This window comes from Methylomicrobium sp. Wu6 (assembly GCF_035916875.1).
Classification (GTDB): Bacteria; Pseudomonadota; Gammaproteobacteria; order Methylococcales; family Methylomonadaceae; genus Methylomicrobium.
Genome location: NZ_JAXUHN010000031.1, coordinates 1 through 24,573 on the forward strand (window position 1 = coordinate 1; position 24,573 = coordinate 24,573).

At 50.3% G+C, this 24,573-nt stretch carries 21 protein-coding genes and 4 pseudogenes; 13 read left to right on the forward strand and 12 right to left on the reverse strand.

What is annotated here, in order from left to right:
• The first annotated feature begins 160 nt into the window (after positions 1–160).
• The gene (locus U2W12_RS01620; RefSeq protein ID WP_326498928.1) at positions 161–409 is read left to right on the forward strand and encodes a hypothetical protein; all 249 of its coding nucleotides are present in this window, start codon (positions 161–163) and stop codon (positions 407–409) included.
• A gap of 367 nt (positions 410–776) precedes the next feature.
• Complete coding sequence (locus tag U2W12_RS01625) at positions 777–2,141, forward strand: hypothetical protein (RefSeq protein WP_326498929.1); 1,365 nt, start codon at positions 777–779, stop codon at positions 2,139–2,141.
• A 551-nt stretch (positions 2,142–2,692) separates the two neighbouring features.
• Here the strand turns inward: U2W12_RS01625 and U2W12_RS01630 are convergent.
• The 3 genes from U2W12_RS01630 to U2W12_RS01640 form a co-directional block, all read right to left on the reverse strand.
• Positions 2,693–3,400 (reverse strand): hypothetical protein, encoded by a 708-nt coding sequence (locus tag U2W12_RS01630; RefSeq protein ID WP_326498930.1) that lies wholly within the window; start codon positions 3,398–3,400, stop codon positions 2,693–2,695.
• A 175-nt stretch (positions 3,401–3,575) separates the two neighbouring features.
• Positions 3,576–3,830 (reverse strand): hypothetical protein, encoded by a 255-nt coding sequence (locus U2W12_RS01635; protein WP_326498931.1) that lies wholly within the window; start codon positions 3,828–3,830, stop codon positions 3,576–3,578.
• Positions 3,831–3,842: 12 nt separating this feature from the next.
• Positions 3,843–4,904 (reverse strand): NUDIX hydrolase, encoded by a 1,062-nt coding sequence (locus U2W12_RS01640; RefSeq protein WP_326498932.1) that lies wholly within the window; start codon positions 4,902–4,904, stop codon positions 3,843–3,845.
• Between the two features lie 247 nt (positions 4,905–5,151).
• Between U2W12_RS01640 and U2W12_RS01645 the strand changes: the two are divergent.
• The 5 genes and pseudogenes from U2W12_RS01645 to U2W12_RS01665 all read left to right on the forward strand — a co-directional run bounded on the left by U2W12_RS01645 (position 5,152) and on the right by U2W12_RS01665 (position 14,439).
• A pseudogene (locus U2W12_RS01645) lies at positions 5,152–7,484 on the forward strand (N-6 DNA methylase).
• Positions 7,475–8,782, forward strand: a complete 1,308-nt coding sequence (locus U2W12_RS01650) for a restriction endonuclease subunit S (protein WP_326498933.1) — start codon at positions 7,475–7,477, stop codon at positions 8,780–8,782. Before U2W12_RS01645 ends, U2W12_RS01650 begins: the two are co-directional and overlap by 10 nt.
• The gene (locus tag U2W12_RS01655) at positions 8,779–10,650 is read left to right on the forward strand and encodes an RNA-binding domain-containing protein (protein ID WP_326498934.1); all 1,872 of its coding nucleotides are present in this window, start codon (positions 8,779–8,781) and stop codon (positions 10,648–10,650) included. The genes U2W12_RS01650 and U2W12_RS01655 overlap by 4 nt, the downstream gene beginning before the upstream one ends.
• A gap of 22 nt (positions 10,651–10,672) precedes the next feature.
• Positions 10,673–13,723 (forward strand): HsdR family type I site-specific deoxyribonuclease, encoded by a 3,051-nt coding sequence (locus U2W12_RS01660; RefSeq protein ID WP_326498935.1) that lies wholly within the window; start codon positions 10,673–10,675, stop codon positions 13,721–13,723.
• Complete coding sequence (locus tag U2W12_RS01665) at positions 13,723–14,439, forward strand: SprT family zinc-dependent metalloprotease (protein WP_326498936.1); 717 nt, start codon at positions 13,723–13,725, stop codon at positions 14,437–14,439. The genes U2W12_RS01660 and U2W12_RS01665 overlap by 1 nt, the downstream gene beginning before the upstream one ends.
• A 2-nt stretch (positions 14,440–14,441) precedes the next feature.
• Here U2W12_RS01665 and U2W12_RS01670 read toward each other — a convergent pair.
• The 8 genes and pseudogenes from U2W12_RS01670 to U2W12_RS01705 all read right to left on the reverse strand — a co-directional run.
• Positions 14,442–14,618: pseudogene (locus U2W12_RS01670) on the reverse strand (transposase); the annotation flags it as partial.
• Between the two features lie 262 nt (positions 14,619–14,880).
• Complete coding sequence (locus U2W12_RS01675) at positions 14,881–15,189, reverse strand: hypothetical protein (RefSeq protein WP_326498937.1); 309 nt, start codon at positions 15,187–15,189, stop codon at positions 14,881–14,883.
• Positions 15,190–15,251: 62 nt separating this feature from the next.
• Positions 15,252–16,616 (reverse strand): DEAD/DEAH box helicase, encoded by a 1,365-nt coding sequence (locus U2W12_RS01680; RefSeq protein WP_326498938.1) that lies wholly within the window; start codon positions 16,614–16,616, stop codon positions 15,252–15,254.
• Positions 16,613–17,020, reverse strand: a complete 408-nt coding sequence (locus U2W12_RS01685) for a hypothetical protein (protein WP_326498939.1) — start codon at positions 17,018–17,020, stop codon at positions 16,613–16,615. Before U2W12_RS01685 ends, U2W12_RS01680 begins: the two co-directional genes overlap by 4 nt.
• The gene (locus U2W12_RS01690) at positions 17,013–18,455 is read right to left on the reverse strand and encodes a DUF3987 domain-containing protein (protein WP_326498940.1); all 1,443 of its coding nucleotides are present in this window, start codon (positions 18,453–18,455) and stop codon (positions 17,013–17,015) included. Before U2W12_RS01690 ends, U2W12_RS01685 begins: the two co-directional genes overlap by 8 nt.
• On the reverse strand, positions 18,448–18,867 hold the full coding sequence (locus U2W12_RS01695; RefSeq protein ID WP_326498941.1) for a CHC2 zinc finger domain-containing protein: 420 nt from the start codon (positions 18,865–18,867) through the stop codon (positions 18,448–18,450). Before U2W12_RS01695 ends, U2W12_RS01690 begins: the two co-directional genes overlap by 8 nt.
• Positions 18,860–19,045, reverse strand: coding sequence for a hypothetical protein (locus tag U2W12_RS01700; protein WP_326498942.1), 186 nt, complete (start codon positions 19,043–19,045; stop codon positions 18,860–18,862). The genes U2W12_RS01695 and U2W12_RS01700 overlap by 8 nt, the downstream gene beginning before the upstream one ends.
• Positions 19,046–19,195: 150 nt before the next feature.
• Positions 19,196–19,543, reverse strand: a complete 348-nt coding sequence (locus U2W12_RS01705; protein WP_326498943.1) for an AlpA family phage regulatory protein — start codon at positions 19,541–19,543, stop codon at positions 19,196–19,198.
• 1,087 nt (positions 19,544–20,630) lie between these two features.
• Here U2W12_RS01705 and U2W12_RS01710 point away from each other — a divergent pair.
• Both U2W12_RS01710 and U2W12_RS01715 read left to right on the forward strand, forming a co-directional pair.
• Positions 20,631–20,756, forward strand: a pseudogene (locus tag U2W12_RS01710) (DUF6538 domain-containing protein); the annotation flags it as partial.
• Positions 20,757–20,769: 13 nt separating this feature from the next.
• A pseudogene (locus U2W12_RS01715) lies at positions 20,770–20,892 on the forward strand (IS3 family transposase); the annotation flags it as partial.
• 176 nt (positions 20,893–21,068) lie between these two features.
• Here the strand turns inward: U2W12_RS01715 and U2W12_RS01720 are convergent.
• Complete coding sequence (locus tag U2W12_RS01720) at positions 21,069–21,422, reverse strand: hypothetical protein (protein ID WP_326498944.1); 354 nt, start codon at positions 21,420–21,422, stop codon at positions 21,069–21,071.
• A gap of 701 nt (positions 21,423–22,123) precedes the next feature.
• Here U2W12_RS01720 and U2W12_RS01725 point away from each other — a divergent pair.
• From U2W12_RS01725 to U2W12_RS01740, 4 genes are all read left to right on the forward strand, one after another.
• A complete protein-coding gene (locus tag U2W12_RS01725; protein WP_326498945.1) occupies positions 22,124–22,696 on the forward strand; it encodes a hypothetical protein in 573 nt (190 codons plus the stop codon).
• Positions 22,697–22,710: 14 nt separating this feature from the next.
• Positions 22,711–23,082 carry a hypothetical protein gene (locus U2W12_RS01730; RefSeq protein WP_326498946.1) on the forward strand — a complete coding sequence of 124 codons (372 nt, stop codon included), beginning with the start codon at positions 22,711–22,713 and terminating at the stop codon, positions 23,080–23,082.
• Positions 23,083–23,709: 627 nt separating this feature from the next.
• Positions 23,710–24,138 carry a helix-turn-helix domain-containing protein gene (locus U2W12_RS01735; RefSeq protein ID WP_326498947.1) on the forward strand — a complete coding sequence of 143 codons (429 nt, stop codon included), beginning with the start codon at positions 23,710–23,712 and terminating at the stop codon, positions 24,136–24,138.
• 5 nt (positions 24,139–24,143) lie between these two features.
• The coding region (locus tag U2W12_RS01740) for an IS630 family transposase (protein WP_326498948.1) at positions 24,144–24,573 on the forward strand (430 nt) is incomplete at its 3' end.

Sequence of the window (24,573 nt, forward strand, 5' to 3'; positions counted from 1 at the left end):
ACCAGTGCTCGCGATAATCGACTCTTGCTCTCCATCATAGGTGTCCACCTTATTATACGTGGACACTATCTTCTGCTCTTTTAATCAGGAGGGATAGACGCAGTTTAAAGAGCGCTTACCGCATATCAACCGGGAAGCGATCGGCGCGGCGTTGCGGCGCATGGGATACCAAGGCCAGCATACCGCACACGGTTTCCGAACCACCGCCAGCACCTTATTACATGAGCAAGGCTTTCATTCCGACATGATTGAACGCCAACTCTCACATGCCGAGCGTAACCGGATCAAAGCCGCCTATAACCGAGCGCAGCATTTACCCGAGCGCCGGCTGATGATGCAAGCCTGGGCGGACTATTTGGATAACCTTAAGAACTGTGCAGATGTGATTCCGTTCAAGCGGACCGGCTAATCATTCATTCCACTCGTCTAAAGCACCAAACTATTAAGCAGAGAGGCGAATTAGGCGAATTAGGTGAAAACCCAGCGCCTACGCAGGACTCAGACAGGCGAAAATTAGACAAACCGAGGCGAATTTCGCTCAAGCCCTCGTGTGACTGACTCCTGCGATTCCGGGTTTATAACTCGGCCAAAATACCCGAGCTTTGAGCTCAACCGAACGGGGATTGATATTGGAAAACCAGGATTGCCTCCGACTGGTTGCGCAGTGAATAGTGTTGATCCCCCCGCCTTTGAGTGCCTTCAGATTTGGGGAGCGCCCTTGTCGAGCTTTATGAAGTTTAAAATCTGACAGATCCCCATACCCGTTTAAAGTAGACATGATGCTGGCAGTTTCAGCTCGGCGAAAAAGTAGCCGTCGCCATCCAGACAGTTTTAAGTCCGATCTGATCTCTTTCGGTAATCGGACATTGACAGTCATGAATTTTGCACCACATTTATCTTCTCATAACTCCATAACAACGACCATGACGCTCCTTACCCGACTTTATAGATACCGAACTACGGAGCTACGTAACCCTACTGAGGACTTCCTGAGTGAGGCTTTCGTCGAATGGCTACAGCTTGCCGGCGACGCGGGGCTTATGCAGCGAGTACTAAGCGAATTACTTGGGCTTTCTCAAAACCAGTGTCTTGCTCAAGGAGATGAAGGTCGAAACATCCGCTGGAACACTCAACATGTAATCGGGCCGGGCTATCGAGGCTTCGGGAAGCGTCCGGACATTGTGGGTCAGTCGGACAACTTCTTTTTAATCATCGAGAACAAGGTCGGTGCAGCCTTCACCCAGTATGTGGACGGAGAGGGAAAGGTTGGCCAACTGGACCTGTATGCAGACTATCAGCATCGCCAAGGCAAGCCTCATGGTGGGATCGTGCTGCTGACCCACTATACGAGTGCTCCCGAGGGCTGGACGAAGCCGGTGGTGACATGGAGGGATATCCATCGCTGGTTATCAAGCCTGGTTCCTCAGCTCACGAAGGGGACGAGTGCCTCAATATTCGTACTAGAATACTGGACGAAAAATCTCATCAAATTTCTTGAGGAAAATGAAATGACCGGAACAAGTATTGCCTTAAGCGATATCATTGCCATGCCAGCCTTTGATCGACTGCGCAAAGGAATGCGCAACTTGGGTGTCATTGCCCGTAAGGAATTAACTGGACGTTGCATAAATGGCCAGAATTGGCGTACATATTCTCTGCCATATGGTGGAACCTCTGGAGAATTCAGCGAACCTCATTTCTATGGTGTTTTGATGACGCCAGACGGTAACAAAGCACATGATTCTGCGTTCATTCTATGGTCAGGGGTATTAGCGGCTGATGCTTATGAGATTACCCCTCATATCAACGGCATTCCGGAATTATCTGTCGGATTTGGTGCCTGGACAGATAGCCCATTAGACGACCCAGACTGCATTGCCGCAAAAGAATCAGTGAAAAAACAACTGGCCGCCAATGCTCTAAACATGGAATGGAACTGCGAATGGAAGCCAAGAAAGAGCGGGGTTCAAAAAGGAGTGCTCATTGTCCAAGCACGACTTTCACTGATCGAGCTACACTGTCAGGCACGTGAGGGCTTCTGGGACGATCCGACGCGTTCTTTCTTCAACACCGCGTGCGATGCTCTTTTCCGCTTGCCCGAGGAAACCTGGGCCGCCATCGAGAAAATCGTCGATGAATAAAGAAGCATAGGTCTGAGCTAGCAAAGACGCTCTCCAAAACATCCCTCTTCATTTACGGTAGTTTGAAGTAGACACTCTTGAGTATCTGAGAAGCATGAACTTTGAATTCGTGATTCCTAATTTAGTAAAAAGAGTTCTATAGATGAAGATTCAGAGGTTTACTTTTTTAATCTCAACATTTGTAAACAGTGGGAGATTTTTTGCTAAGCAACTGGATTTATTGAAAATTTTATCGCTATTCAACTGCAACAATTCAACTGTTCACTTTGAAGAATGGTGCCTCAATTTTAGAAATCGCCTCATTTTTAGCGGTTGAGAGCACCTTTTTCAATCACAACATTAAAAGCAACAGAACTGATGATTTGTTGCTATTCCAAAAGCAGATACAACTCTTGCCGCTCGGTTAAATGCGAGTGTTCGACCTTGACCATTGAGTGGAGAGTTACCAGATTTAGTGTAAACATGCTCCCTGCCCAAATCCCGTCCGCCAGTTCAATTTGGCTAAAAAATCACGAATTCTCCGGGAAGCTTCCAAACAACTACTTCGTTCTCTACGAGTTGCGCTTGGGGTCGTCAAGCACATATTTCCAATCATTCTCTTGTGTAACATCCACACCCCGCATCCTTAGCTCATTCTTAATCAGGCCAGAGTAATCTGGAGCGACATAAAGCGGGAAAAGGCTTGCCCAATGCTCTGGCAGATTGCGGACGGCTTCATCCCAGCTATAAAAAGCCTTTTCTTGGAAAGACGTGTCTTCGTCGATCCATAACCCCGAACAGTCATTGCTTGCCACTATGAACACATTTTGTCCGCAATACTGGCATCGCCAAAGCGTATATGCGCCGCCTTCGCAGCCTACCTCCAGTATTTTTTCTGGTTCTGAGTCTTTAGCAGTGCTTGCATCAAAATGGTATTCGCGCTGGTAATGTTGAATTTCCGATAATTGGTGCTCTATCCCCATTAAGCATTTAGTCCGTATGTCCCCCTCTGATAATCTGACTGCGTTAGTCAGATCCCTGTAACAAATATCAGAGACGGCTTGTGCTATTGCGGCACCAATCCTGGCTTGTGGGGCGCGTATGAAATATTTATGACTCTGGTTTTCATCCCCGTACTGAATGACGCACCCAGGCATCAATTTGCTGACAAAAGCCTGAAGATCATCAAGGCAATAGGCTGAAACAGTCAGCATGCCAGAATCCCGATCAATATGTTCTTGCTGGATGCTGAAAAAACCCAAAGTGGTCTGAAGCCACATAATATCTCCGAATATTTTTATGTGATTTGTAATGCTGTTTGGTTGCACAACTCAGCAAATGAGATTGGCGCAGTAACAGCGCTTGAAAGGAGTTTTATCAACCCTCTTTCCTTCTTTCCTTTGAAATCGGAGCATAGCACTCCAGACATCCATATACGCATCATGACGATCGACTTCATGTACCGTATTTTTGAAATTTGCATAATCTTGCATAATCTATTGATCGCACGGAATCGGCAAGCGCTTGCGCCACTTGTTCACGATCAATTTGGGCGCGATAGCGATAATCGGTCCCGCCGCCGATTTGAACGTCAGCATCCGGAAAAGACCGCTCAATGTCTCCTGTGTGCCGAGCACGCACTAACAGCGTGTTACCGTCGCCACCTTTATCGACTATGGACAGAAATGCATTATTCAAAAATATCCACATCGCTGAAACTCCTTACAATTTGGCTTGATTGTCTAAAGGCGCTGCAGCCTGATACTTGGCCAGCATCACGGTTAGTAACTCGTAATCCTTGGCATGGTTTAGCACAGTGCGCATTTTGTCTTTCGGCACCAGCATCACGGCTTGGCTTTCCCAGCCCATAGCCGCCGGATTACCGCTGACACGCCGTGCGAAATAATAGCGAGTTACTGATGTGGTACGCTCAAAATCCCCAATCCAGCCTGTAATTTCGACTTGCAGACCAGATTCCTCAAAGGTTTCCTTGATCGCTGATGCTTGGGGGGGCATGCCCGCCTCGATGGTGCCTTTGGGATACGTCGCTTTATAGCCGCCAAAGGCATTCGTTGGAGCCACCAACCAAAAGCGTCCGTCCGGTTCCACCGTGACCACCCCAGCAGACAATTTCTTGCCAGGCTTAGGTTGCATCGGAGGCTCATCAATGTCGGTCTGACCGGTAACATGGACCCATTCCGTCAACGACTCTGGAAGTGAGTCCCAGGCAGTCAAAGCTATTTCATTCAAAGTCGATGGCGTCTTACCGTCCGGAACGACGACTGCAATTTGCTGAGGATCAGCAAAAGCCGTCAGAGGCGAAGGGATGCTGGGGTGGACTATGGTCACCATCTTGCCGTTATCGTCCGGGCGAGGGTGAATGTGTTTCATGTTCTCGATATCCAAGGCATCGGCTCCTAAAATTTTTAACAAATTGGGATTCTGACGTAGAGTTTCTGCTCTGACCTGACGCATATTGATGCCTGTGTTCGCTGACAATTCGGCAGCCTGTGAGGGCGGAGGGTTAACGACCTGGAGCGAAGGACTTTCTGTTTTACCCGAGGATGCTAAATCTTCAAAATACGATTGCGCCAGAAACTGCGTTACCGCCCACTCATCGGCATAGTCGGGATCGTCGGCAGAACCGCCGGCAAAGAAATCAAAAAGCCCATCCCGTTGCCTGACAACAATATAAACACCTTCGTAATCTTCTTTATCGTGATACGAAAGAAGGCTGGAGATTGCTAGTAAGACGGTTTGTGGATTGTGTTGAGTTTGCGCCATAGAATCTCCCTGGCTCGTTAAGAATAGAAATGATTGACTTATCCAAAGTACAGCGCATAAGTTAGCATGTTATGAAGGCTTCTTTTGATCTTTTAAGTCAAATAAAGATGAGCCGAACGCTTTCTCTTCCGTATTGGTAAAATGCATAAAACCAATATTCGGCAGTACAATAAAACTTAACATGGCTATCAAAAAATCCGAACTTTACTCTTCCCTTTGGTCGAGCTGCGACGAACTGCGCGGCGGCATGGACGCTAGTCAATATAAGGACTATGTCCTCGTGCTGCTGTTCATCAAATACGTCAGCGACAAATACGCCGGCCAGCCTTTTGCCCCGATCACCATTCCCGAGGGCGCCAGTTTCAAGGACATGGTCGCTCTCAAAGGCAAACCCGACATCGGCGACCAGATCAACAAGAAGATCATCGCGCCGTTGGCCAATGCGAATAAATTGTCCGACATGCCGGACTTCAACGATGCGAACAAGCTCGGCAGCGGCAAGGAAATAGTGGACAGGCTGACCAACCTGATCGCGATTTTCGAGAACAAGGCGCTCGATTTCTCGAAGAACCGCGCCGAAGGCGACGACATCCTCGGCGATGCTTATGAGTATCTGATGCAGCATTTCGCGGTGGACAGCGGCAAGAGCAAGGGTCAATTCTATACGCCTGCCGAAGTCAGCCGCGTGATCGCGCAAATCATCGGCATCCGTGAAGCCAAGACCAACGCATCAACCACCGTATACGATCCGACCTGCGGATCAGGCTCGCTGCTGCTGAAAGTCGGCGACGAGGCCAAAACCCCCGTCACGCTTAACGGACAAGAAAAAGATGCGGCTACTAGCGGCCTAGCACGGATGAATATGATTCTGCACAACAACCCGAGCGCGCTGATCGCACAGGGCAACACGCTCACCGATCCCAAGTTCAAGGACGGCGACAGCCTCAAGACGTTCGACTTCGTCGTTGCCAATCCGCCCTTTTCCGACAAGCGGTGGAGCACCGGCCTCGATCCTCTCAATGACCCGTATCAGCGCTTCCAGTCCTTCGGTACGCCGCCGGCGAAACAAGGCGATTACGCTTATCTGCTGCACATCGTCCGCTCGCTCAAGAGCACGGGCAAAGGCGCCTGTATCCTGCCGCACGGCGTGCTGTTCCGGGGCGGCGCCGAGGCCGAAATCCGCCGCAACCTGGTGCGCAAAGGCTACATCAAGGGCATCATAGGCCTGCCGGCCAACCTGTTTTACGGCACCGGCTCCCTGCCTGCATCATCGTGATCGACAAGGAAGACGCCCAGGCTCGCAAAGGCATCTTCATGATCGACGCCAGTGGCGGCTTCATGAAAGACGGTCCGAAGAACCGCCTGCGCGCCCAGGACATCCACAAAATCGTCGATGTGTTTACCAAAATGCTCGACATCCCGAAATATGCACGCCTGGTACCGGTCGACGAGATCGAAAAGAACGAGCTCAATCTGAACCTGCCGCGCTATATCGACAGCAGCGAAGCCGAGGACCTGCAAGATATTGCCGGCCACCTGCAAGGCGGCATCCCGAGTCGGGATATTGACGCTCTGGAACGCTACTGGGCGGTGTGCCCAGGGCTCAATCAAACGCTCTTTGCGCCCAACCGTCCCGCCTATTTCAACCTGGTCGTGGACAAGGCGACGATCAAAACGACCATTTACGAGCATCCCGAGTTCGCCGCGTTCATCGCGGACATGAATGCCCATTTTAACGCCTGGCGGGAAAAAAGCACCGCGATCCTCAAGGCATTGCAAGCCGGTTTCCATCCCAAGGAAATCATCGCCCAGCTGTCCGAGGACTTGCTCGCCCATTACGCCGACAAGCCGTTGATCGCCGCCTATGACATTTACCAGCATCTAATGGATTACTGGGTGGAAACGATGCAGGACGACTGCTATCTGATCGCTGCCGATGGTTGGAAAGCGGAAACTTACCGTATCCTCGAAACCGACAAGAAAGGCAAAACGAAAGACAAAGGCTGGACGTGCGATCTGGTGCCCAAGGCATTGATTGTCGCCCGCTATTTCTCCCAGGAGCAACAAACCATTGACCAACTTGCCGCCAAGCTGGAAAACGCCAGCGCCCGCTTGACCGAATTGGAAGAAGAGCACGGCGGCGAAGAGGCCGCTTTCTCTGGCTTCGACAAAATCAATAAGGCAAGCGTCGCCGACCGCTTGAAGGAAATCGGCCATGACCCGGAAGCCAGCGAGGAAATCGCGGTGTTGAACGAATGGCTCAAGCTTTCTACCGAAGAAACCGAGCTCAAGAAAAAACTGAAAGAGGCCGAGGCCGAGCTGGATGCGAAAGCCTATACCCAATATCCGAAGCTCAGCGGAGACGAAATCAAGACGCTGACAGTGGATGACAAGTGGTTGGCCGCGCTCGATGCCGCCACCCACGGCGAAATGGATCGCGTGAGCCATCAACTGACCCAGCGGGTGAAGGAATTGGCCGAGCGCTACGAAACCCCGATGTCAATAATGAGTAAGCGCGTTATTGACATAGAAGATAAAGTTAGTCGCCACCTGAAAAGAATGGGATTTACATGGAACTGAAACCTGGATACAAATTGACTGAGTTAGGGACTATTCCGAAGGATTGGCGCACTCCAGAGCTTGGTGGTATTTTGAAATCGATGCAGCTTGGCGGGAATTACAAAAACAGTGGGCGCGAAACAAATTGGCCGCTTATTAAAATGGGTAATCTAGGGCGTGGAAGCATCAAGCTCGACAAGCTTGAATTTATTGATACTTCTCAACCACCTTCAGTTCGTGACAGACTTGAAAAGGAAGATATTCTCTTCAACACAAGGAACACCTTGGAGCTTGTTGGTAAGGTGGCAATATGGCGTAACGAACTGCCTGAAGCTTATTTTAACTCGAACATCATGAGAATGGATTTTGATAAAGAATGGGTATCTTCGCCTTCCTTTATGAACTACATTCTGAATACTCCTCAAGCATTAAAGAGTCTGCGTGGTGTCGCGATCGGAACGACGAGTGTCGCTGCAATTTATAGCAGGGATTTGGTGAAAATAAAAATCCCTCTTCCGACTAAAACCGAACAAGAAGCCATTGCCGATGTGTTGAGCGGTGCAGATACCCTGATCGAATCCCTGGAGCAACTCATCGCCAAAAAGCGCCAGGTCAAACAAGGTGCGATGCAGGAATTACTCACCGGCAAGCGACGTTTGCCAGGGTTTGGCAATGGAAAACAATCTTATCGGCAAACAAAGTTCGGGATGATGCCATCAGACTGGACTCCCACCCCATTGAAACAAGTTTCTAGTTTTATTACGAAGGGCTCAACACCAACAACCTATGGTTTTTCTTGGCAAAACGATGGTGTGCTTTTCCTGAGAAGTGAGTGTGTTTCGGAACATGGTCTTGATCTATCTCAATCAATGTTTATTTCTAATGCAGCTCATCAATTTTTACGACGAAGTGAGGTTCAGTCAGGCGATATTTTAATGACAATTACCGGCAATGTTGGCCGTGTTATTCTTCTTGGGAACGATCTCAGTACGGCTAATATTAATCAGCATATTGCGAGAATACGAATAAACAACGATCAAATAGCTGCCACATTTTTGTTCCATTTTCTATCCCAGCCTATGGTTAGAAGGTATTACAACTTAATTACGACAGGCCAAGCCTATCCGCAAATAAGCCTGTCACAAGTTAGGGAAACTGAAGTACCTATGCCACAGTTCGACGAACAAATTGCCATCGTCGAAATTCTCAGCGACATGGATACTGAAATCGCCGCACTTGAAACCAAGCTGACCAAAGCCCGCCAAATCAAGCAAGGCATGATGCAGGAACTCTTAACCGGCAGGATTCGTTTACTATGACGCTGGACCAGTTACTGGAAGCCCTACATTTAGGTGAAGACCGTGATGTCGAATTCAAGTCGGCCAACGGTGGCCTGCCCAAGTCGTTATGGGAATCGGTTTCGGCATTTGCCAATACCGAGGGCGGCACCATCGTTTTAGGCGTGGTCGAGCGTGACGGTGCCTATATCGTCGAGGGTGTCCGCAAGCCGCAGGTTTTGCTCAAAACTTTTTGGGACAGCCATAACAATGCCCAGAAGCTGAACCAACCCGTTTGTCACGAGCGGGATATTTCAGTGTTAGCCGTTGATGGCAGTGAGGTAGTGTGCATCCATGTGCCGCGGGCCAATCGGCAACAGCGTCCGGTATTTATCAACGGCAATCCTTTTTTCGGTTGCTATAAGCGCAACCATGAGGGTGATTATCGTTGTAGCGAAGCGGAAGTGCGTCAAATGTTGCGCGATGCCGGCGACGATCCTTTGGATGGGCAGATTCTGGAAGGTTTTGACATTGATGATCTGGACGTCGAATCGGTCACGGCTTATCGCAACCGCTTTGCTTCCCGCGACTCCGACCATCCGTTTTTGGCGTTGGGCGAACGGGAGTTTCTGGAAAGTTTGGGTGCTTGGCGCCTTGACCGCCGCAGTAAGTTATCTGGCATTACCTTGGCAGGGTTGTTGATGTTCGGCAAGGAGCGCAGCCTTTTGGAGGCGTTGCCTCATTTTCATTTGGATTATCAGGAGCAACTATCCGGCGATCCCGATGTACGTTGGACTTTTCGGCTGACTTTGGACGGCAAATGGGCGCCGAACCTGTTCAATTTTTATTTCCGAGTTTATCCGCGTCTGGTGGATGGCATAGACGTGCCGTTCAAACTGGACAAGGCTGCCACCCGTTTGGAACAAACGCATGTCCATGAAGCCTTGCGGGAGGCTTTGGTCAATACTTTGGTGCATGCCGACCATCAGTCCTCCAGGCCGTTGACGGTTATCAAGCACAGCGATGCGTTTATTTTTACTAATCCCGGCCGGTTGCGCATTCCGCGCGAACAGTTATACCAAGGCGGCGTGAGTGATCCGCGTAATCCAAACCTGCTGAAAATGTTCCAAATGTTGGGGTTGGGCGAAAAAGCGGGTTCTGGCTTTCAGAAGATTTTGCGCGCTTGGCAAGAGCAGCATTGGATGATCCCATTAGTTGCGGAAAATTTGAGGTTGGAAATGACCCGCGTTTGGTTGCCGGTCGTCAGTATGATTCCAGAGAATGTGGAGCGTGAGCTGCGTTCGGTCGTAGGAGAAGATTATCGCTCATTAGATGAATTGGGACGGGTGATTTTGATGCTGGCCCATCGCTTTGGCGAAATCAGCAACGAGGATATTCAACATTATCGCACCGAGCATCCCAGAGATATTGGTATCCGCTTGGGACAGCTAGCCGCCGCGAACTGGCTAGACAAAGCCGGCCATGGCCGTGGTACTCGTTACCGTTGGCCGGTGGCAGCCCAACGCGACTTGTTCAGTATTTTCGACGAGACCGGCAAAAGGTCCGAACAATCAACGTCAAGCTCCGAACATTTGACAGATAACTCCGAACATTTCAGCGGTGACTCCGAACATTTCGGCTCCGAACAAAACCAGGCCATGTGGCGGCTTGCCGAAGTGATACGCAACCAGAAAAGAGTAGCTAAATCATTGATGGAAAGAACTATTCTTGACTTGTGTGAATCGCATTGGCTCTCCTTACAAACCCTAGCCAAGTTATTGGGACGAGATGCCGATACCCTACGTAATCATTATATTAATCCCATGCTGAAAGACGGACGCTTGGAAGCTAAAGTACCGGATAAGCCCAATCATCCGGGACAAGCTTATAGAAAGAAGGCAGATAGATAACTAATAACAATATAGAAAACAAATGGATACCGTTGGCAAACCCGAACGCGCAACGCAAAATCGCGTGATTACGTTATTTCGAGAAGAGCTCGATTACCGCTACCTCGGCGATTGGACCGATCGCGAGGGCAACAGTAATATCGAGGACGATTTGCTCTCCGCCTACCTGGACAAAAGCGGCTACAGCCCGGCAGAGATCGGCAGTGCGCTGCACAAGCTGCGTACCGAGGCTGACAATCACAGCCGTAATCTGTACCACAATAATCAAGCCGTTTACAAACTGCTCCGTTACGGGGTCCCGGTCAAAACCGAAGCGGGTAAGACCACTGAAACTGTCCACCTGATCAATTGGCACGTGCAGGACAAAAACGACTTCGCGATTGCCGAGGAAGTCACGCTCAAGGGCAACCACGAGCGGCGGCCCGATCTGGTTCTGTACGTGAACGGCATCGCGATCGGGGTATTGGAACTCAAGAATAGCCGCGTGTCGATCGGCGACGGCATCCGGCAAAACCTCTCCAACCAGCAGCCGGAATTCAATGCGAGTTTTTTCAGCACGGTGCAGTTCGTTTTCGCCGGCAACGATTCCGAAGGTCTACAATACGGTACCATCGGTACGCCGGAGAAATATTTCCTGAAGTGGAAAGAGGACGAAGAGGATAACAGCCGCTACAAACTGGACAAGTATCTACTCAAACTGTGCGAGAAGCGCCGCCTGATCGAACTGATCCATGACTTTGTGCTGTTCGATAGCGGCGTCAAGAAATTGCCGCGCGTGCATCAGTATTTCGGGATTAAGGCGGCGCAGGACTTTGTGCGCCGGCGTCAGGGCGGCATCATCTGGCATACTCAAGGCAGCGGCAAAAGCATCGTGATGGTGTTGTTGGCCAAGTGGATCCTGGAAAACAACCCGCATGCCCGGGTCGCGCTGATTACCGACCGCGACGAGTTAGACAAACAAATCGAGCGCGTCTTTAACGAGGCCGGCGAAGCGATCAAACGGACCCAGAGCGGCCGCGACTTGATGAGTCAGCTCGGCCAGGCGACGCCGCGGCTATTGTGTTCGCTGGTCCACAAGTTCGGCAGGAAGGATGTGGACGATTTCGACGCGTTTATCAAGGAGCTGGAAGCGCAGCCCAGCCAGGCGGTTGGAGAGGTTTTTGTGTTTGTCGACGAATGCCATCGCACTCAGAGCGGCAAGCTGCACCGGGTCATGAAAGCGATGCTCCCGAATGCGGTGTTTATCGGTTTCACCGGCACGCCATTGTTGAAGAAGGACAAGGCGACCAGCCTGGAGGTGTTCGGCGGCTACATCCATACCTATAAATTCGGCGAAGCGGTCGAGGATGGCGTGGTGCTGGATCTGGTTTACGAGGCGCGCGACATCGATCAAAAGCTCGGCTCGGTGGACAAGATCGATGCCTGGTTCGAAGCCAAGACCAAGGGCTTGAATGACTGGCAGAAGGACGAGCTGAAAAAGCAATGGGGCACGATGCAAAAGGTACTCAGTTCGCGCTCGCGTATGGAACGGGTGGTGGAAGACATCATCTTCGATTTCAGCGTCAAGCCGCGCCTATCCAGTGCGCGCGGCAACGCGATCCTGGTCGCCTCCAGCATCTATGAGGCGTGCAAATATTTAACGCTCTTCCATAAAACGCCGTTCAAGGGCAAGTGCGCCTTAATCACGTCCTACAATCCGCAGGCGCAGGATTTGACCAAGGAAGAAACCGGCGCGAATACCGACACCGACAAGCAGTTCATCTACCACACATACACCGACCTGCTGAAAGACATCGCCGCGAAAACGGGGATGACGAAAACCGAAACCTATGAAGAGCAGGCGAAAGCGTTGTTCACCAAGGAGCCGGCCAACATGAAGCTGCTGGTTGTAGTGGATAAGCTGCTGACCGGATTCGATGCGCCGCCCTGTACCTACCTTTATATCGATAAATCGATGCAGGATCACGGGCTGTTCCAGGCCATCTGCCGCACCAACCGGCTGGACGGCGAGGACAAGGATTTCGGTTACATTGTCGACTATAAGGACTTATTCAAAAAAGTCGAAAACGCGATTTCGGTGTACACCTCAGAGCTCGATCGCAGCGCCGGCGGCGCCGATCCGGATGTGTTGTTGCATGATCGTTTGCAAAAGGGCAGGGAGCGGCTCGACCAAGCCTTGGAAGCCATCGCCTTGCTGTGCGAGCCGGTTAAGCCGCCGAAAGGCGAGCTGGAACATATCCATTACTTTTGCGGCAATACCGAGCTGCCTTCCGATCTGGAAGAGCGGGAGCCGCAGCGCACCGCGCTGTATAAGGCCACGGCGGCCCTGGTACGCGCCTACGCGACTATCGCCGATGAGATGGAGCCTGCCGGTTACAGTAGCGCTGAGATCGCCCGCATCAAGCAGAGGCTCGAGCATTATTTAGCCATCCGCGAAATCATCCGCAAGGCCAGTGGCGAAACGCTTGATCTGAAAGCTTACGAAGCCGACATGCGGCATCTGATCGATACTTATATCCAGGCCGACGAGCCGCGCAAGATTTCGCCGTTCGACGACTTGCCGTTGCTGGAATTGATCGTGAAAACCGGCATTGCCGAGGCGATCAATAAGCAATTAGGCGGGCTCAAGGGCAATAAGAACGCGATCGCCGAAACGATTGAGAACAATGTCCGCCGCAAGATCATCAAGGAGCATTTGAACGACCCGGCGTTTTTCGAAAAGATGTCGGCACTGCTCGACGAAATTATCGCGGCGCGCAAAGCCAAAGCGATCGAGTATGAAGAGTATTTGAAGCGGATTGCCGAAGTCGCGAAGAAAGTCGAGTCGGGTAAAAGCGAAGACACTCCAGAGAAACTTGATACACCGGGAAAACGCGCGCTTTACAATAACCTGGACCAGAACGAAGCGTTAACCCTGAAGATTGACGAAACCATTAAACAGGTCCGGCCTGATGGGTGGCGCGGCGTCCAAGCGCGCGAGCAAATCATCAAGGCCGCGTTGTATGGGGTCTTACAGGATATTGCCGAAGTCGAGCGCATTTTCCTGATTATCAAAGCGCAGCCCGAGTACTGATGGCGACCCAAATCAACCTGGGCAATCTTACGGTGGATGTCACGTTCAAGGACATCAAAAACATCCATCTTAGCGTCTATCCGCCCGACGGCAAGGTCCGCATCTCGGCACCAGCCCGCATGAACCTCGATACCGTCCGTGTCTTCGCCATTTCTAAGCTGGGATGGATCAAGCAGCAACAAGAGAAGCTGCTCCGCCAGGACCGCGAGACGCCGCGCGAGTATCTGGACCGGGAAAGCCACTACGTGTGGGGGAAACGCTATCTGCTGCAGATCGTGGAAGGCAACGCCCCACCGGGAATCGAGCTAAAACACAACACTCTGGTGCTGCGGGTACGGCCGGGAACCGAGGAACAAAAAAAGCAGGCGATAGTGGAAGTCTGGTACCGCGAACAACTCAAGGTCGCCGCCGCCGATATCATTACCCGCTGGGAGCCGCGGATCGGCGTCAAAGTGGGGACGTTTTTCGTGCAGCGCATGAAGACGAAGTGGGGCAACTGCAACCCGATCCATCGCAGCCTTCGCTTCAATACCGAACTCGCCAAAAAGCCGCCCGAATGCCTCGAATATATCGTTGTGCATGAAATGGTGCACTTGTTGGAGCCCACGCACAACGCGCGGTTCGTTGCATTGATGGAGCGATTTATGCCGAACTGGCGGATGTTTCGAGAGCAATTGAATCAGTTGCCAGTTCGGCACGAAGCCTGGGACTATTGATAATTGGCGATCTTGTGTACCCAACAGCCCTGCTGGTCGGTCTCCGACCACAGTTTGGCCACCGCTTTTCAAAAGCCTAGCGCCTCATCACCGATAGCCAATTTAGGTGAAATCTTGAGCCTGCGCTGCTGCAAATCGATCAGCACTTCTTCCCAACTCGACGCCGCTTCCCGGTAGCCGCCAGTCCAGACTAGACGTAGCGCTTTTGGCATAGATCGCGTCAGGTCCAGTCCTGGTTATCATGGCGGTGTTTTCCTTCGTTGGTGGTTGATCTGAAGAGATCTTTACCACAGGTTAAACCGCTTACTTCTCTAACTCATATACCAGAAATGATTATATTTCCCATTCGAAATGGGAGGGATTTTGATGAAATAAAAAAGCCGACAACCAAGTGGTTGCCGGCTGCACTTGCCAGGCAATGTAGGAGAGCTGCCTAGATGGTTAAGAGGTGGCGAATAAATCCTCCATTTTGCCGCCAGCGGCAATATCAGTGAGCAACTGCAGTAACCAGAGAAAATTCATACGAGACGATTTTGACGAAAAAGTCACATCTCCCTTGTCAATTCCAATGATAAAGCCCTCGGCAAGGATGGTGCAGGCATTACGCAGATAATCAGGATCGTTGACATCCTCGATACCATCATCAAGTGATTTCCTATGCAAAATTTCAAGCAGAGTCGGGGATTGCTGCTCAGCCAATTTCAGGAGTTGTGGCAGAAAAATGTTTTGTGTCTTAGGTTTCTCTTTCATTTTTTAACATTTGATTTGTTGAGATGAAAACTTTTTTGCTATCTATGAGCTTTATTGGCCTTTTATCTGGGTTCGTCGGAACCTCCTATTTTTAAACTGCGAACATCGAACCCCTGTTGCTTGTAAACCATTGATCGTTTTTTGAACGAGGACTTACCGAAAGGATGCAGGTCGACGATATCCAAGACAAAGGCACGCCGCTTACCGGGGAATGGCCGGCGGGCACGTCCTATCGATTGAATCAGCCGGGTAGCGGCTGGGGTGGCCTTATCGATGGCGGCCGATACCGGGCTAGCGAAGATCACGGCGCCGATGTGTGGCCAATCGATACCTTCGGACAGCATAGACAAGGTGCCGATGATGAGCTGGTACTCGGTAGCAGCTGCCATTCGTTCAGCGCGTAGGCTTTTCGACAGTTGACCGTGGAGCAGCAATGCCTCGCTGCCTTGCTCGATAATCATTCTATGCAGATGCTCCGCATGCTCAACCGTGCCCGTTAAAACTGCCGTGCCGGTAACCTGGCACGACTTGATCGCGCGATTGACAATAAGCTGATTTCTCTCCGGATCATTGGCAAGCTGAGCTATAAAGTCCTGCCAACTCTCCGGATTGCCTTGAAATCTATATTCCAAGGTTGATACCGTAACAGGCAAAACCGCCCCATCGACTTCACTCTGATCAATTTCAGCCACGATCGGACCGAGGGCGGCATGGATCATCATTTCCAAGTTATCCCGACGCTGCGGGGTGGCCGACAAGCCATAGCGGTATTTGGCTGCTTGCCGGTTAATAACGCTGTAGGCTTGCTCGGCAGGAACGTTATGGCACTCATCCACGATGACCAACCCGTAATCGAGGCTTTCCGAGTGTTTGATCAAAGTTTGCACGGTAGCGGCGGTAAACTGATTGCCTTCCTGCCACTTTCCGTCGCCGATCAATCCACACTCCTGTCCGGTAAATTTCTGGATGGCGGCCTGCCATTGCCGCGCCAAGTCAAGCGACTTGACCAGCACTAGGCAACGCTGATTCAGACGAGAAGCCAATTCGATGCCCATCGTTGTCTTACCTGCACCTGTGGGGGCAACAATGACCCCGCCGCCGGCTTCGAGCGCCAGCCGAACGGTACGTTCTTGATAACCGCGCATTTCAAGGTTGGTTTCGATCCTGACAGGATGGATGCGCCGTTCATCCAGTATCGATTCAGGGATCAATCCCAATGATGTCAGCGAAATACCGCGCGGGGTACTTAGGCAGCCGCCAGGTTGCTCGAACAACTCGATATAACGATCAATTCCAAACGCACTGCGGCCGAATCTCAAGGCTTCATGGTATTTGGGATTTTGAATAGTCAGCGTTTTTTTGATCACGCCATATTGATTTTGCGATAACCCTGACAAATAAATTTTCTCCCGAATCACGGCCTTCATAACGACACCTCAATAACGGGACTGATCGAGGCAGCATTTGGATAGCGAATGCGGATTTCTTTAAGGCTCATGAACTGAACACTCTTGTTGGTAAATGGCATGCCATCCTGCAGAGTGATCTGGAACCGAGAGTGACGAGGCTCTGATTCCGGCAGGCCGGCAAAATCTTCACATCGCCGCGGGATGTCATCGACTGGCCGGAAGCGTTGCTGGATACAGTAACCCGTACTGTTTAGGTGGAGACATTCGTGGCAAAAATGCCGGTCATCATCGGTTCGCGCATTTGAACTTGGCGAAAGGGGCGAATCGGGCGAAAATTCAGGCATATTAAAGCTTTCAAAGGGGCGAATTTCGCCCCCGTGCACCGGCGACCCCAAAATGTCATCGAGAATCCCATCAAGCATCTTGTACCACCTCCCATTCTGCATGGGCGATTCGGATGTCGCCGCTTACGATATCAATGGCCTTCCGAATCATCCCGTACTCGCGCAAGATCGATAATGCGGTGTCCCGTTTATGCTTATTACGCAGGTGTTTGGGGATCGCGGTTTTCAGAATGTCTGTCTCGCTAGCCCGCTGTTTCGGCCGTTTCAGCAGCCAGGTATACAGTTCCCGCGCCCATTTGTCGTGGGTCAAGTCTTCCCGTTGCCCAAAGATGCCGCGCCAGGTATCGAGTGAATATCCCGCAAGCGCGATCCCGTTTTTCATCCGCTCCTCGCTGATGATGTTCTCGTCCGCATAGGCGGCGAGTACGCCGGCATTTCGGCAGGCCAGTTCGCAAAGGCGAACCGCAAACGGCTTGATACTGTGCAACGAGTGTGCCGAATCACGGGCTTGTTCCATCCGCTCAAAGGTCTCGATCAAGATTTGACGTGCCGGGGCACTCAGCCGGATCGTTCGAAACTCGCCGCATTCGCCACCGGTAATCCGCTGGTTACCCAGCATGGCCTTGCAACGATCCCAGAACGCCTTAACGATGGGGTCATGCCAAAACTCGTACTGGCGATATTTCCGGGGCGCCAATGGCTCCGGCCAGCTCACCATAAAACGCGGCCACAATCCGATACTAGACAGCCCCGGATCGGTCAATGCCTCCTGCGCGGCGTCCGGCTGGATCAGCCAGTGCGCGCAAAATCGCCGCCTGTAGAGCTGGACACGCCCACTCATCCCGCTCTGGATTGATATCGGCTCACCATCCCACAATTTGTTCAGGTTCGCGGACGTGTTGGCCCGTTGCTCGGCAGCCATGCCCCAACCGCACAATAGGGCCGCACCTTCGGCGGTAAAGACACCTTGGCTCGGCCAGCCGGTCCGGAATCCCTTGATGATGCCCTGCACGGTCGCATCGGAGGCAAGTAGATAGGGCTCACGCTCATCCTTCTGATCTTCTGGCGACTTAGCTTGCAACGCGTCATGCCGCTCTTTTTCGAATTGGCGAATGCCGGGTAATATAATGCCTTCAGCCGTCGATTTTCCGTCTCCGGAATCAGCAACGGTCAAAACAAAAATCGACAAGGGCTTCATGCTACTGAGTGTTTCGACCTCATACCCGCCTTGGGCGACCAGTGAGGCGGCCGCCAGGATCGATTGACCCACCATTGCCGGGCTTAACTGCGCATTTTCGGCGACCGTCTGGCATAATTTCGACAATGGACCCAGCGCCCCGATTGGGTAATCTGGCGACCTGTAGGTGAACTCGCACAATTTTCGCTTCGGTTCGTCTGTTGTTCGTCTGTCTGAAACCCGCGCCGTTGCTGACTTTTTGTTCGATTCGACCGTTTCGCCATTTGTTTGGGTATAGTCGAGGTATTCTTCGATGGTGCAGACTAAATCAGTCATGGCGAACCCCCATCAATTTAGCTGCGTCTCTCAAGCGTTCGTGAGCAAGCGCCACGCGCTCGGCATCGGCGGCAGTGAGTTCGTGACCGGTCGAAACTTGTGCTGCCGCCAGGGTGACAATCGCGGCCTCATAAGTAAGGCATTTAAGCACGTCATACGGGTTGAATTGGGCGGATCTGGGGCTCTTGTTGTATGCCGGTCGTTCAGGGTACAGGTCCGCGAACGTCAAGCCGACGGCGGCGAGTACATCGGCCGGCTCGCATCCGGCAAAGCAATGCAGTAATACACGGCCTTCTTTTTCGGCAATGGTAAGGGAAGGAGACTTATCGGAGTGCGCCGGGCAGCGCGCGACAAACCGTCCAAACCCAGTCCGCCTAACCCTATCGAGCCGCGAGACAATGCGCTCAATCATGAGATACCACCTTGCCGCCATGCACCAACCTCTGCTTTATACAGTCAGAGTGATTGACTGACTGATCGTCATTTGTAGCTAACTCTGCAAATGCGCGGCGCTGCCGTTCGGAACAGATAACCGGTACAAACGTAGGCGCGCAGATGGCAACTGCCCCCGTTTTTTTATTATTAATCATTTTTTATCCCCACTTATTGAAAATAAATTACTCTGTGGGGTATAATTACAGCCGCTTAGAAGTAATACACCCCACATAGAAAGCCTATACGAATCAATACACGTATAGGTTTTTTGCTTTCTGGCTTGCCTAAATTCTTAAATAATCCCCCTATCTTTTTACGGCTTCACCGCCGAGGCCGATAGTTATCGGCGCTGCCCGTTGCTCTACGCTCTCAGTCCTCGCCGCTTCGAGCTCGGCGACAAGCTTCTTGATTTCTTTATCCGATTTGCAGGCAATCAGCGCCGCATTGATTAAATCGATTTCCCGCGAGGGCCATGCGACTGTCCTTTGGGACAGTTTTACTGGTTTTGGAAATTTCCCCGACTTCACGCCGTCCAGAAATGAAGTTCTGCTAATAGGCAACTTTCCCAAAATGCCGCGCTTAGGGTCGCCGATAATATCCCGGAGCCGAAGAAAAGCGATTGATGATAAATTTGAAGTTGTATAAGTTCTCATGTATGTATCTTGCCGCATTTGTGCGGACCCTGTTGAACACAGGAGATATTCTGTATTTTATTTTCAGCCGATGCAACAGCAAATAAACATAAGCTATTGTTTTTTATGATAAATTATACACCTCATAGGTGTAGTTTTCTTTGTTTTAGAGGTGTATTATCTTTACGCAAGTGTGCGTAATCTCAATATATTTCCGAGTTTTCTAGAATCCACAGGAAAGGCCGATTAAGTGCTTCGCGAGAAGTTCGTTTGCAACCTGTGAATAGCAAATCAATGACTTAGAGAGCTCAAGAAATGCCAATGAACTTGTTGCTATTCACTTAATAGCAAGAGACGTGATATTTTTTTCTTGTCTGTTTGATGAAATCGACCACTACAATCGCAGCTATTGCGGTCCGCTTAACAAATTGAGGGCGAGGCGGACAGATAGGTGACAGCTGGAAATAGGCGAAATTCGCCTCGGTTCGCCATTTTTTCGCCAGGCTTAATCTAGCGCCGTTGCTGGATTTTGCCGGATTCGCCCCTTTCGCCAGGTTCAAATGCGTAGGAGATGTTAGACCTCCACGCCATAACAGGCTTTGCCCGGGCCGAGCGTAGTCTTGTGGTACTTTTTCGAGACGATACAAACAGCAATAAACATAACCGCCTGTAATTTAATGGCTTTCGCTGCTTTAATGGAGTTGGCAGTCAAGCTAAGGAATTGATTGTGGCAAACGGGAAACAATTGACTGAGTCACTGCAAGGGCAAGGGGTCACGCACTGGCGGATCGGCGCGAGGGTCTCGGCAACCGCATTGAGCGATCAACAAGGCCGATGATTGATTTTGATATGGGCAGAAAAAATTATGAGTCGCGAAATCAAAGCATATGGTGCTACCTGCATAATGAAAAGTAGAGGCCAGCCTTGATCGAGTGGGGGTACATTTGGGGGTACATTTAAAAAATAAAAATATGAAAGCCTTATATTAAGCAGCTTTCAAGCAATTGTTCGACTGTCTCTCTCATTTGATTATAATAGACTTTCAATCATAAGCACCCTGTAAAGACGGTTTTTGTTACACAAAACTGTTACACACAAGGGTGTTACCGTGGCAAAAATTCCCTATCTTTTTAGACGGAAAAACATTTTTTATTTCCGTGCCCGCATCTCTCTTGAACATCAAAAACTGCTAAAAGCCAAGGAAGTTGTTCGTAGCCTGAAAACCGACAGTCAGACCGAAGCTATACCGATAGGAAGCTAAACAGGCGGTGTTTGAATATATCGAAGTGTTTTACAACCGAGAGCGACTTCATTCCGCCAACGGTTATCTGTCACCCGTTGACTATCAATTGCAGCAAAAAGCTGCTTAACCATGTGTCCGGAAAAGTGTTGACACATCAATACTGAACAAAAAAGTGCTGAATTATTAAAAAGATTACAAGCCGTTTTACACTTAACAGCATCAAGCGCCGCAATGACCCGGCTTGCAAAGGAATATCACACTTATTTTGTGTAATTACAAAAACAAATCGGGCCGTCTCATGGCTCATGATTGGCACTGCTTGACGATATCTTCAAATTTGTCGATATAGTTAGGCAGCGTGAATGTCCCCACCCAGTATTTTGTTGTTGATCCTTTAGATGAGGTCATCACTTCAGCCATGAAGTAAATGAGTCCACCGGAGGTTAAGGTGACAGTAAATCCCCCAGAAATAGGCTTAGACGTCACACCATTTACCTCGCTGTTCCAGCCGTCCGAAACACAAACAGCCACGCCTCGGGAATCTTTGGTGCTTGATACAACCAAGATCGGTGAGGAGTTTATGAAGTGATCGGGCGTGATCGCGCATCCAGCAACTAGGGCGCAAAATGGCATGGACAATCTTAGGAAGTAGTTCATAGACGTTGAGAGCAATTAAAGCGCTTTAGTTATGGTCAGTTACTGAAATAGCAAAGAGGCCAGATAGCCCCTAATTTTCTATGTTAAATCATATTCGCTTTAAATCAATTGGTTAGTCTTTATTTGTGCAACAAATATCATTTGAGCCTCTTTTTCGCTTGCCCTCGCTGCGAGGCGGGAAGCCTAGTAGCCCCCGGAAGAGATAGGGCTGGGCGATTTCACGAAGCGTTTTTTTGCGTAGTGAAATTGCAAAGCCATCCGACATCGCGTCGAGTCATTGCGCACTAAGATTTATACCCCTCGTTGGGTATAAATCGAAGGTAGCAGAACGTCTGGGGCACCGAAGGCATAGCGGTCGCGTTAAGTTTTTGCCGCTTGCTTGGGCTGGAAGGGGCCCAAAACAAGCTTTCGCAAAAATAGCGACTCCCCGCTTAGCTTGAACCTTTTAAAAACAACGCATGTAAACTTTTTATTAGTCGCTTAAAAGGAACATTTTTTTATTGATCTTATCTAAGACTAAAATTTGAAACTAAGACTTATTTTCTGGTCTCTTGGATTTTTCTTTCTGGATCTGACCAGTGCTTGACGTCAGGCAATAGACTCTGTGCAACAAATCCGGCCGTATTTTAGGTTGATAAGATTCTGACTGGCCTAGAGGGTCTAGCTTTCTCGAATTTAATTCGCTAGATGAGGAAACGATAATGATGTTCAGAAGGCTATCAATTGTGCTGATGATCGTTATCGGATTGTTAACTAGCGGAGCCTCCATGGCCCGTGGTGGTGGTGGGGGTGGACACGGAGGCGGCTCTGGCGGCGGCTTTGGAGGCGGTCACGGTGGCGGTTACGGCGGCGGCCATTTTGGAGGATTCCATCACCCTGGTCATAATAGGTTTGTTTTTTTTTCAAGCTCCCTATTTTTCTGGCCATCCTATTATTACTGGCCTTACTATACCTGCCCTCCCTACTACTCGTCTTACAATCCCTACCCTTCCTATTATTCCACTCCGTCCGTTTCAATGCCCTCTGCTCCTTCTGTTTATATAGAACAAGGAACTGTATCCAAAGTCCAACCACTCGGGTCGAACAAATGGAGCTATTGTTCAAATCCTGAAGGTTATTATCCTCATGTGAAAGAATGTCGGGTGAGCTGGCAGAGTGTGGAACCTCAACCTCTTGGACAGGAGGCCAGTTATTGGTATTACTGCAACAATCCGGCAGGATATTATCCTTATGTCAGGACGTGTTTAGCTCCCTGGCAGAAGATTGTCCCTTAATGGAGTGCATCAAAATGTTACAACCCCTAAAAACCTTACTGCTAATTCTCTTGCTCAGCTCATGTTCGACGTTGCCGAGTGGCCCGAGTGTTTTGGTACTGCCTGGCACCGGTAAAAATTATGATCAGTTCCATAACGACGACCTGTCGTGCAGACAACTTGTCTACCGGCAGATCGAAACTGCGCCCAAAGAACCGAATTCAATAGAAGAAGGTCAACAATATTATGACATCGGCTATATCCAATGCATGTATGTTAAAGGGCATCGAGTTCCTGTGCCTGGGGAATTAATGTACAACACTCAGCAGGAATGGCATTCGCCGCCGCCTCCCAATATGCCAGCGCCGCCTCAAACCATCAGACCAGAGCCATCTCGTAGCAACTAAGCTCTCAAGCGCTTATCTACAAGCCGCGGGGAATCCAAGTTTTGGCAACAGTGCATTAGAAGGCGATGTTTAAAAACAATGCATGAAGAACTTGTTGCTAGGCGCTTATCTGACCAACTTTAAGGACTCCGGCTGATCCCGCAACGCCGCAGTAATTTCCCGTATCAGAGGACGAAAGCCGCCGTTATAGGCATTTTGTGACGCTGTCGCTTTACCTTCGGATGTTATCGGCCCGGTGGAGTTATTCCACGGCTGCCATCGCCGTATCGCTTCCGATTGCTTCTTTCGTCGTTCTCCGGTGTCCACCCGCGTTCGCCATCGATCCCCTCCAATAGTTCGTTTGACCGATTGTTGATTTTTTCCGCGCGCGAAGGCTCAGCCTGTGTGCCGTTATTCACCTGCTGCGGCGGGCCACCATATTCTCATGCAGGTAGAAAAAAATGTGGCCAAAGCTAAAAAAAATCACAACATAGGATGAAAAGTCGTAATGACCTCTGGGACATCGCCGTATCATAAGTGTCTCGCAGAAAGTTGATTGGCGTTAAACTAAAAGCTTTTTAGAACCAGCAGGAAACAGAGTTGGCAAGGGTTGCCCGATTAGAACTATCAGAAAACGATGACGCATGTTTGCAAGCCATTGTTAAAAAAGGATCAGATTGGCGAGAGCGAGAGCGTGCCGAGACGATTTTATTGCTCGCCTCGGGCGTCAGTGTAAAAGCCATCGGAAAGCAGCAAAGGATATGCCGTGAGGCGGTTCGAATTCGACGGCGTAAATGGCTGGAGTGTGGTTTGGCCAGCCTGCCAGATCAACCGCGGAGCGGGGCGCCCAGTAAACTGGCGGATGAACATCGCGAACAGATTCAGCAATGGGTTGAAGCGGAAGCCTTATCGTCAAGAAACATCTTGAGCCGATTAAAGGAAAAATACCAGATTGAGATGAGTGCGACGACCTTGCGAACCGAACTGAAGCGCTTAGGGTTTGTCTGGAAACGGACGCGCTACAGTTTAAAAAAAAGCGCGATGCCGAACGCTTCGAACAAGCCCGGCGCGACATAGCGGAATTGATCAAACAAGCGAATGCGGGCGAAATTGAACTGGCTTATGTGGATGAAGCGGGCTTTGCGCCGCAACCGCCGAACCGCTCAGCTTGGACGAAAAAGGGCGAAGTCCATGCCATCACAGCCAAGCGTAGCCAGCGACTGAATATCATTGGTGCTTTGCTATCATCGGGAAAGTTGGTGATGGCGAAACTGTGGCAGTCCGTGAACGGGTTATGGTTCTTCGGCTTTTTGATGGCATTGGCGCAAAGCGTCAGCAAAGCGCTCGTGGTGATTCTGGACAATGCTTCCGTTCATACCGCCAAAAAACTGAAGCCGTATTGGGAACTACTGGCCGAAAATGGGATGCGCTTTTATTTTCTACCTCCTTACAGTCCTGAGCTGAATCGGATTGAAATGCTATGGCGCAAAATGAAATACGAGTGGCTGCCAT

Coding starts and splice junctions, on each gene's coding strand:
- U2W12_RS01655 (WP_326498934.1), top strand. CDS start 8,779: ATGACGCTGGACCAGTTACTGGAAGCCCTACATTTAGGTGAAGACCGT.
- U2W12_RS01650 (WP_326498933.1), top strand. CDS start 7,475: ATGGAACTGAAACCTGGATACAAATTGACTGAGTTAGGGACTATTCCG.
- U2W12_RS01680 (WP_326498938.1), bottom strand. CDS start 16,616: ATGAAGGCCGTGATTCGGGAGAAAATTTATTTGTCAGGGTTATCGCAA.
- U2W12_RS01725 (WP_326498945.1), top strand. CDS start 22,124: ATGATGTTCAGAAGGCTATCAATTGTGCTGATGATCGTTATCGGATTG.
- U2W12_RS01620 (WP_326498928.1), top strand. CDS start 161: ATGGGATACCAAGGCCAGCATACCGCACACGGTTTCCGAACCACCGCC.
- U2W12_RS01635 (WP_326498931.1), bottom strand. CDS start 3,830: ATGTGGATATTTTTGAATAATGCATTTCTGTCCATAGTCGATAAAGGT.
- U2W12_RS01640 (WP_326498932.1), bottom strand. CDS start 4,904: ATGGCGCAAACTCAACACAATCCACAAACCGTCTTACTAGCAATCTCC.
- U2W12_RS01705 (WP_326498943.1), bottom strand. CDS start 19,543: ATGAGAACTTATACAACTTCAAATTTATCATCAATCGCTTTTCTTCGG.
- U2W12_RS01700 (WP_326498942.1), bottom strand. CDS start 19,045: ATGATTAATAATAAAAAAACGGGGGCAGTTGCCATCTGCGCGCCTACG.
- U2W12_RS01665 (WP_326498936.1), top strand. CDS start 13,723: ATGGCGACCCAAATCAACCTGGGCAATCTTACGGTGGATGTCACGTTC.
- U2W12_RS01675 (WP_326498937.1), bottom strand. CDS start 15,189: ATGAAAGAGAAACCTAAGACACAAAACATTTTTCTGCCACAACTCCTG.
- U2W12_RS01730 (WP_326498946.1), top strand. CDS start 22,711: ATGTTACAACCCCTAAAAACCTTACTGCTAATTCTCTTGCTCAGCTCA.
- U2W12_RS01625 (WP_326498929.1), top strand. CDS start 777: ATGATGCTGGCAGTTTCAGCTCGGCGAAAAAGTAGCCGTCGCCATCCA.
- U2W12_RS01690 (WP_326498940.1), bottom strand. CDS start 18,455: ATGACTGATTTAGTCTGCACCATCGAAGAATACCTCGACTATACCCAA.
- U2W12_RS01630 (WP_326498930.1), bottom strand. CDS start 3,400: ATGTGGCTTCAGACCACTTTGGGTTTTTTCAGCATCCAGCAAGAACAT.
- U2W12_RS01695 (WP_326498941.1), bottom strand. CDS start 18,867: ATGATTGAGCGCATTGTCTCGCGGCTCGATAGGGTTAGGCGGACTGGG.
- U2W12_RS01685 (WP_326498939.1), bottom strand. CDS start 17,020: ATGCTTGATGGGATTCTCGATGACATTTTGGGGTCGCCGGTGCACGGG.
- U2W12_RS01720 (WP_326498944.1), bottom strand. CDS start 21,422: ATGAACTACTTCCTAAGATTGTCCATGCCATTTTGCGCCCTAGTTGCT.
- U2W12_RS01660 (WP_326498935.1), top strand. CDS start 10,673: ATGGATACCGTTGGCAAACCCGAACGCGCAACGCAAAATCGCGTGATT.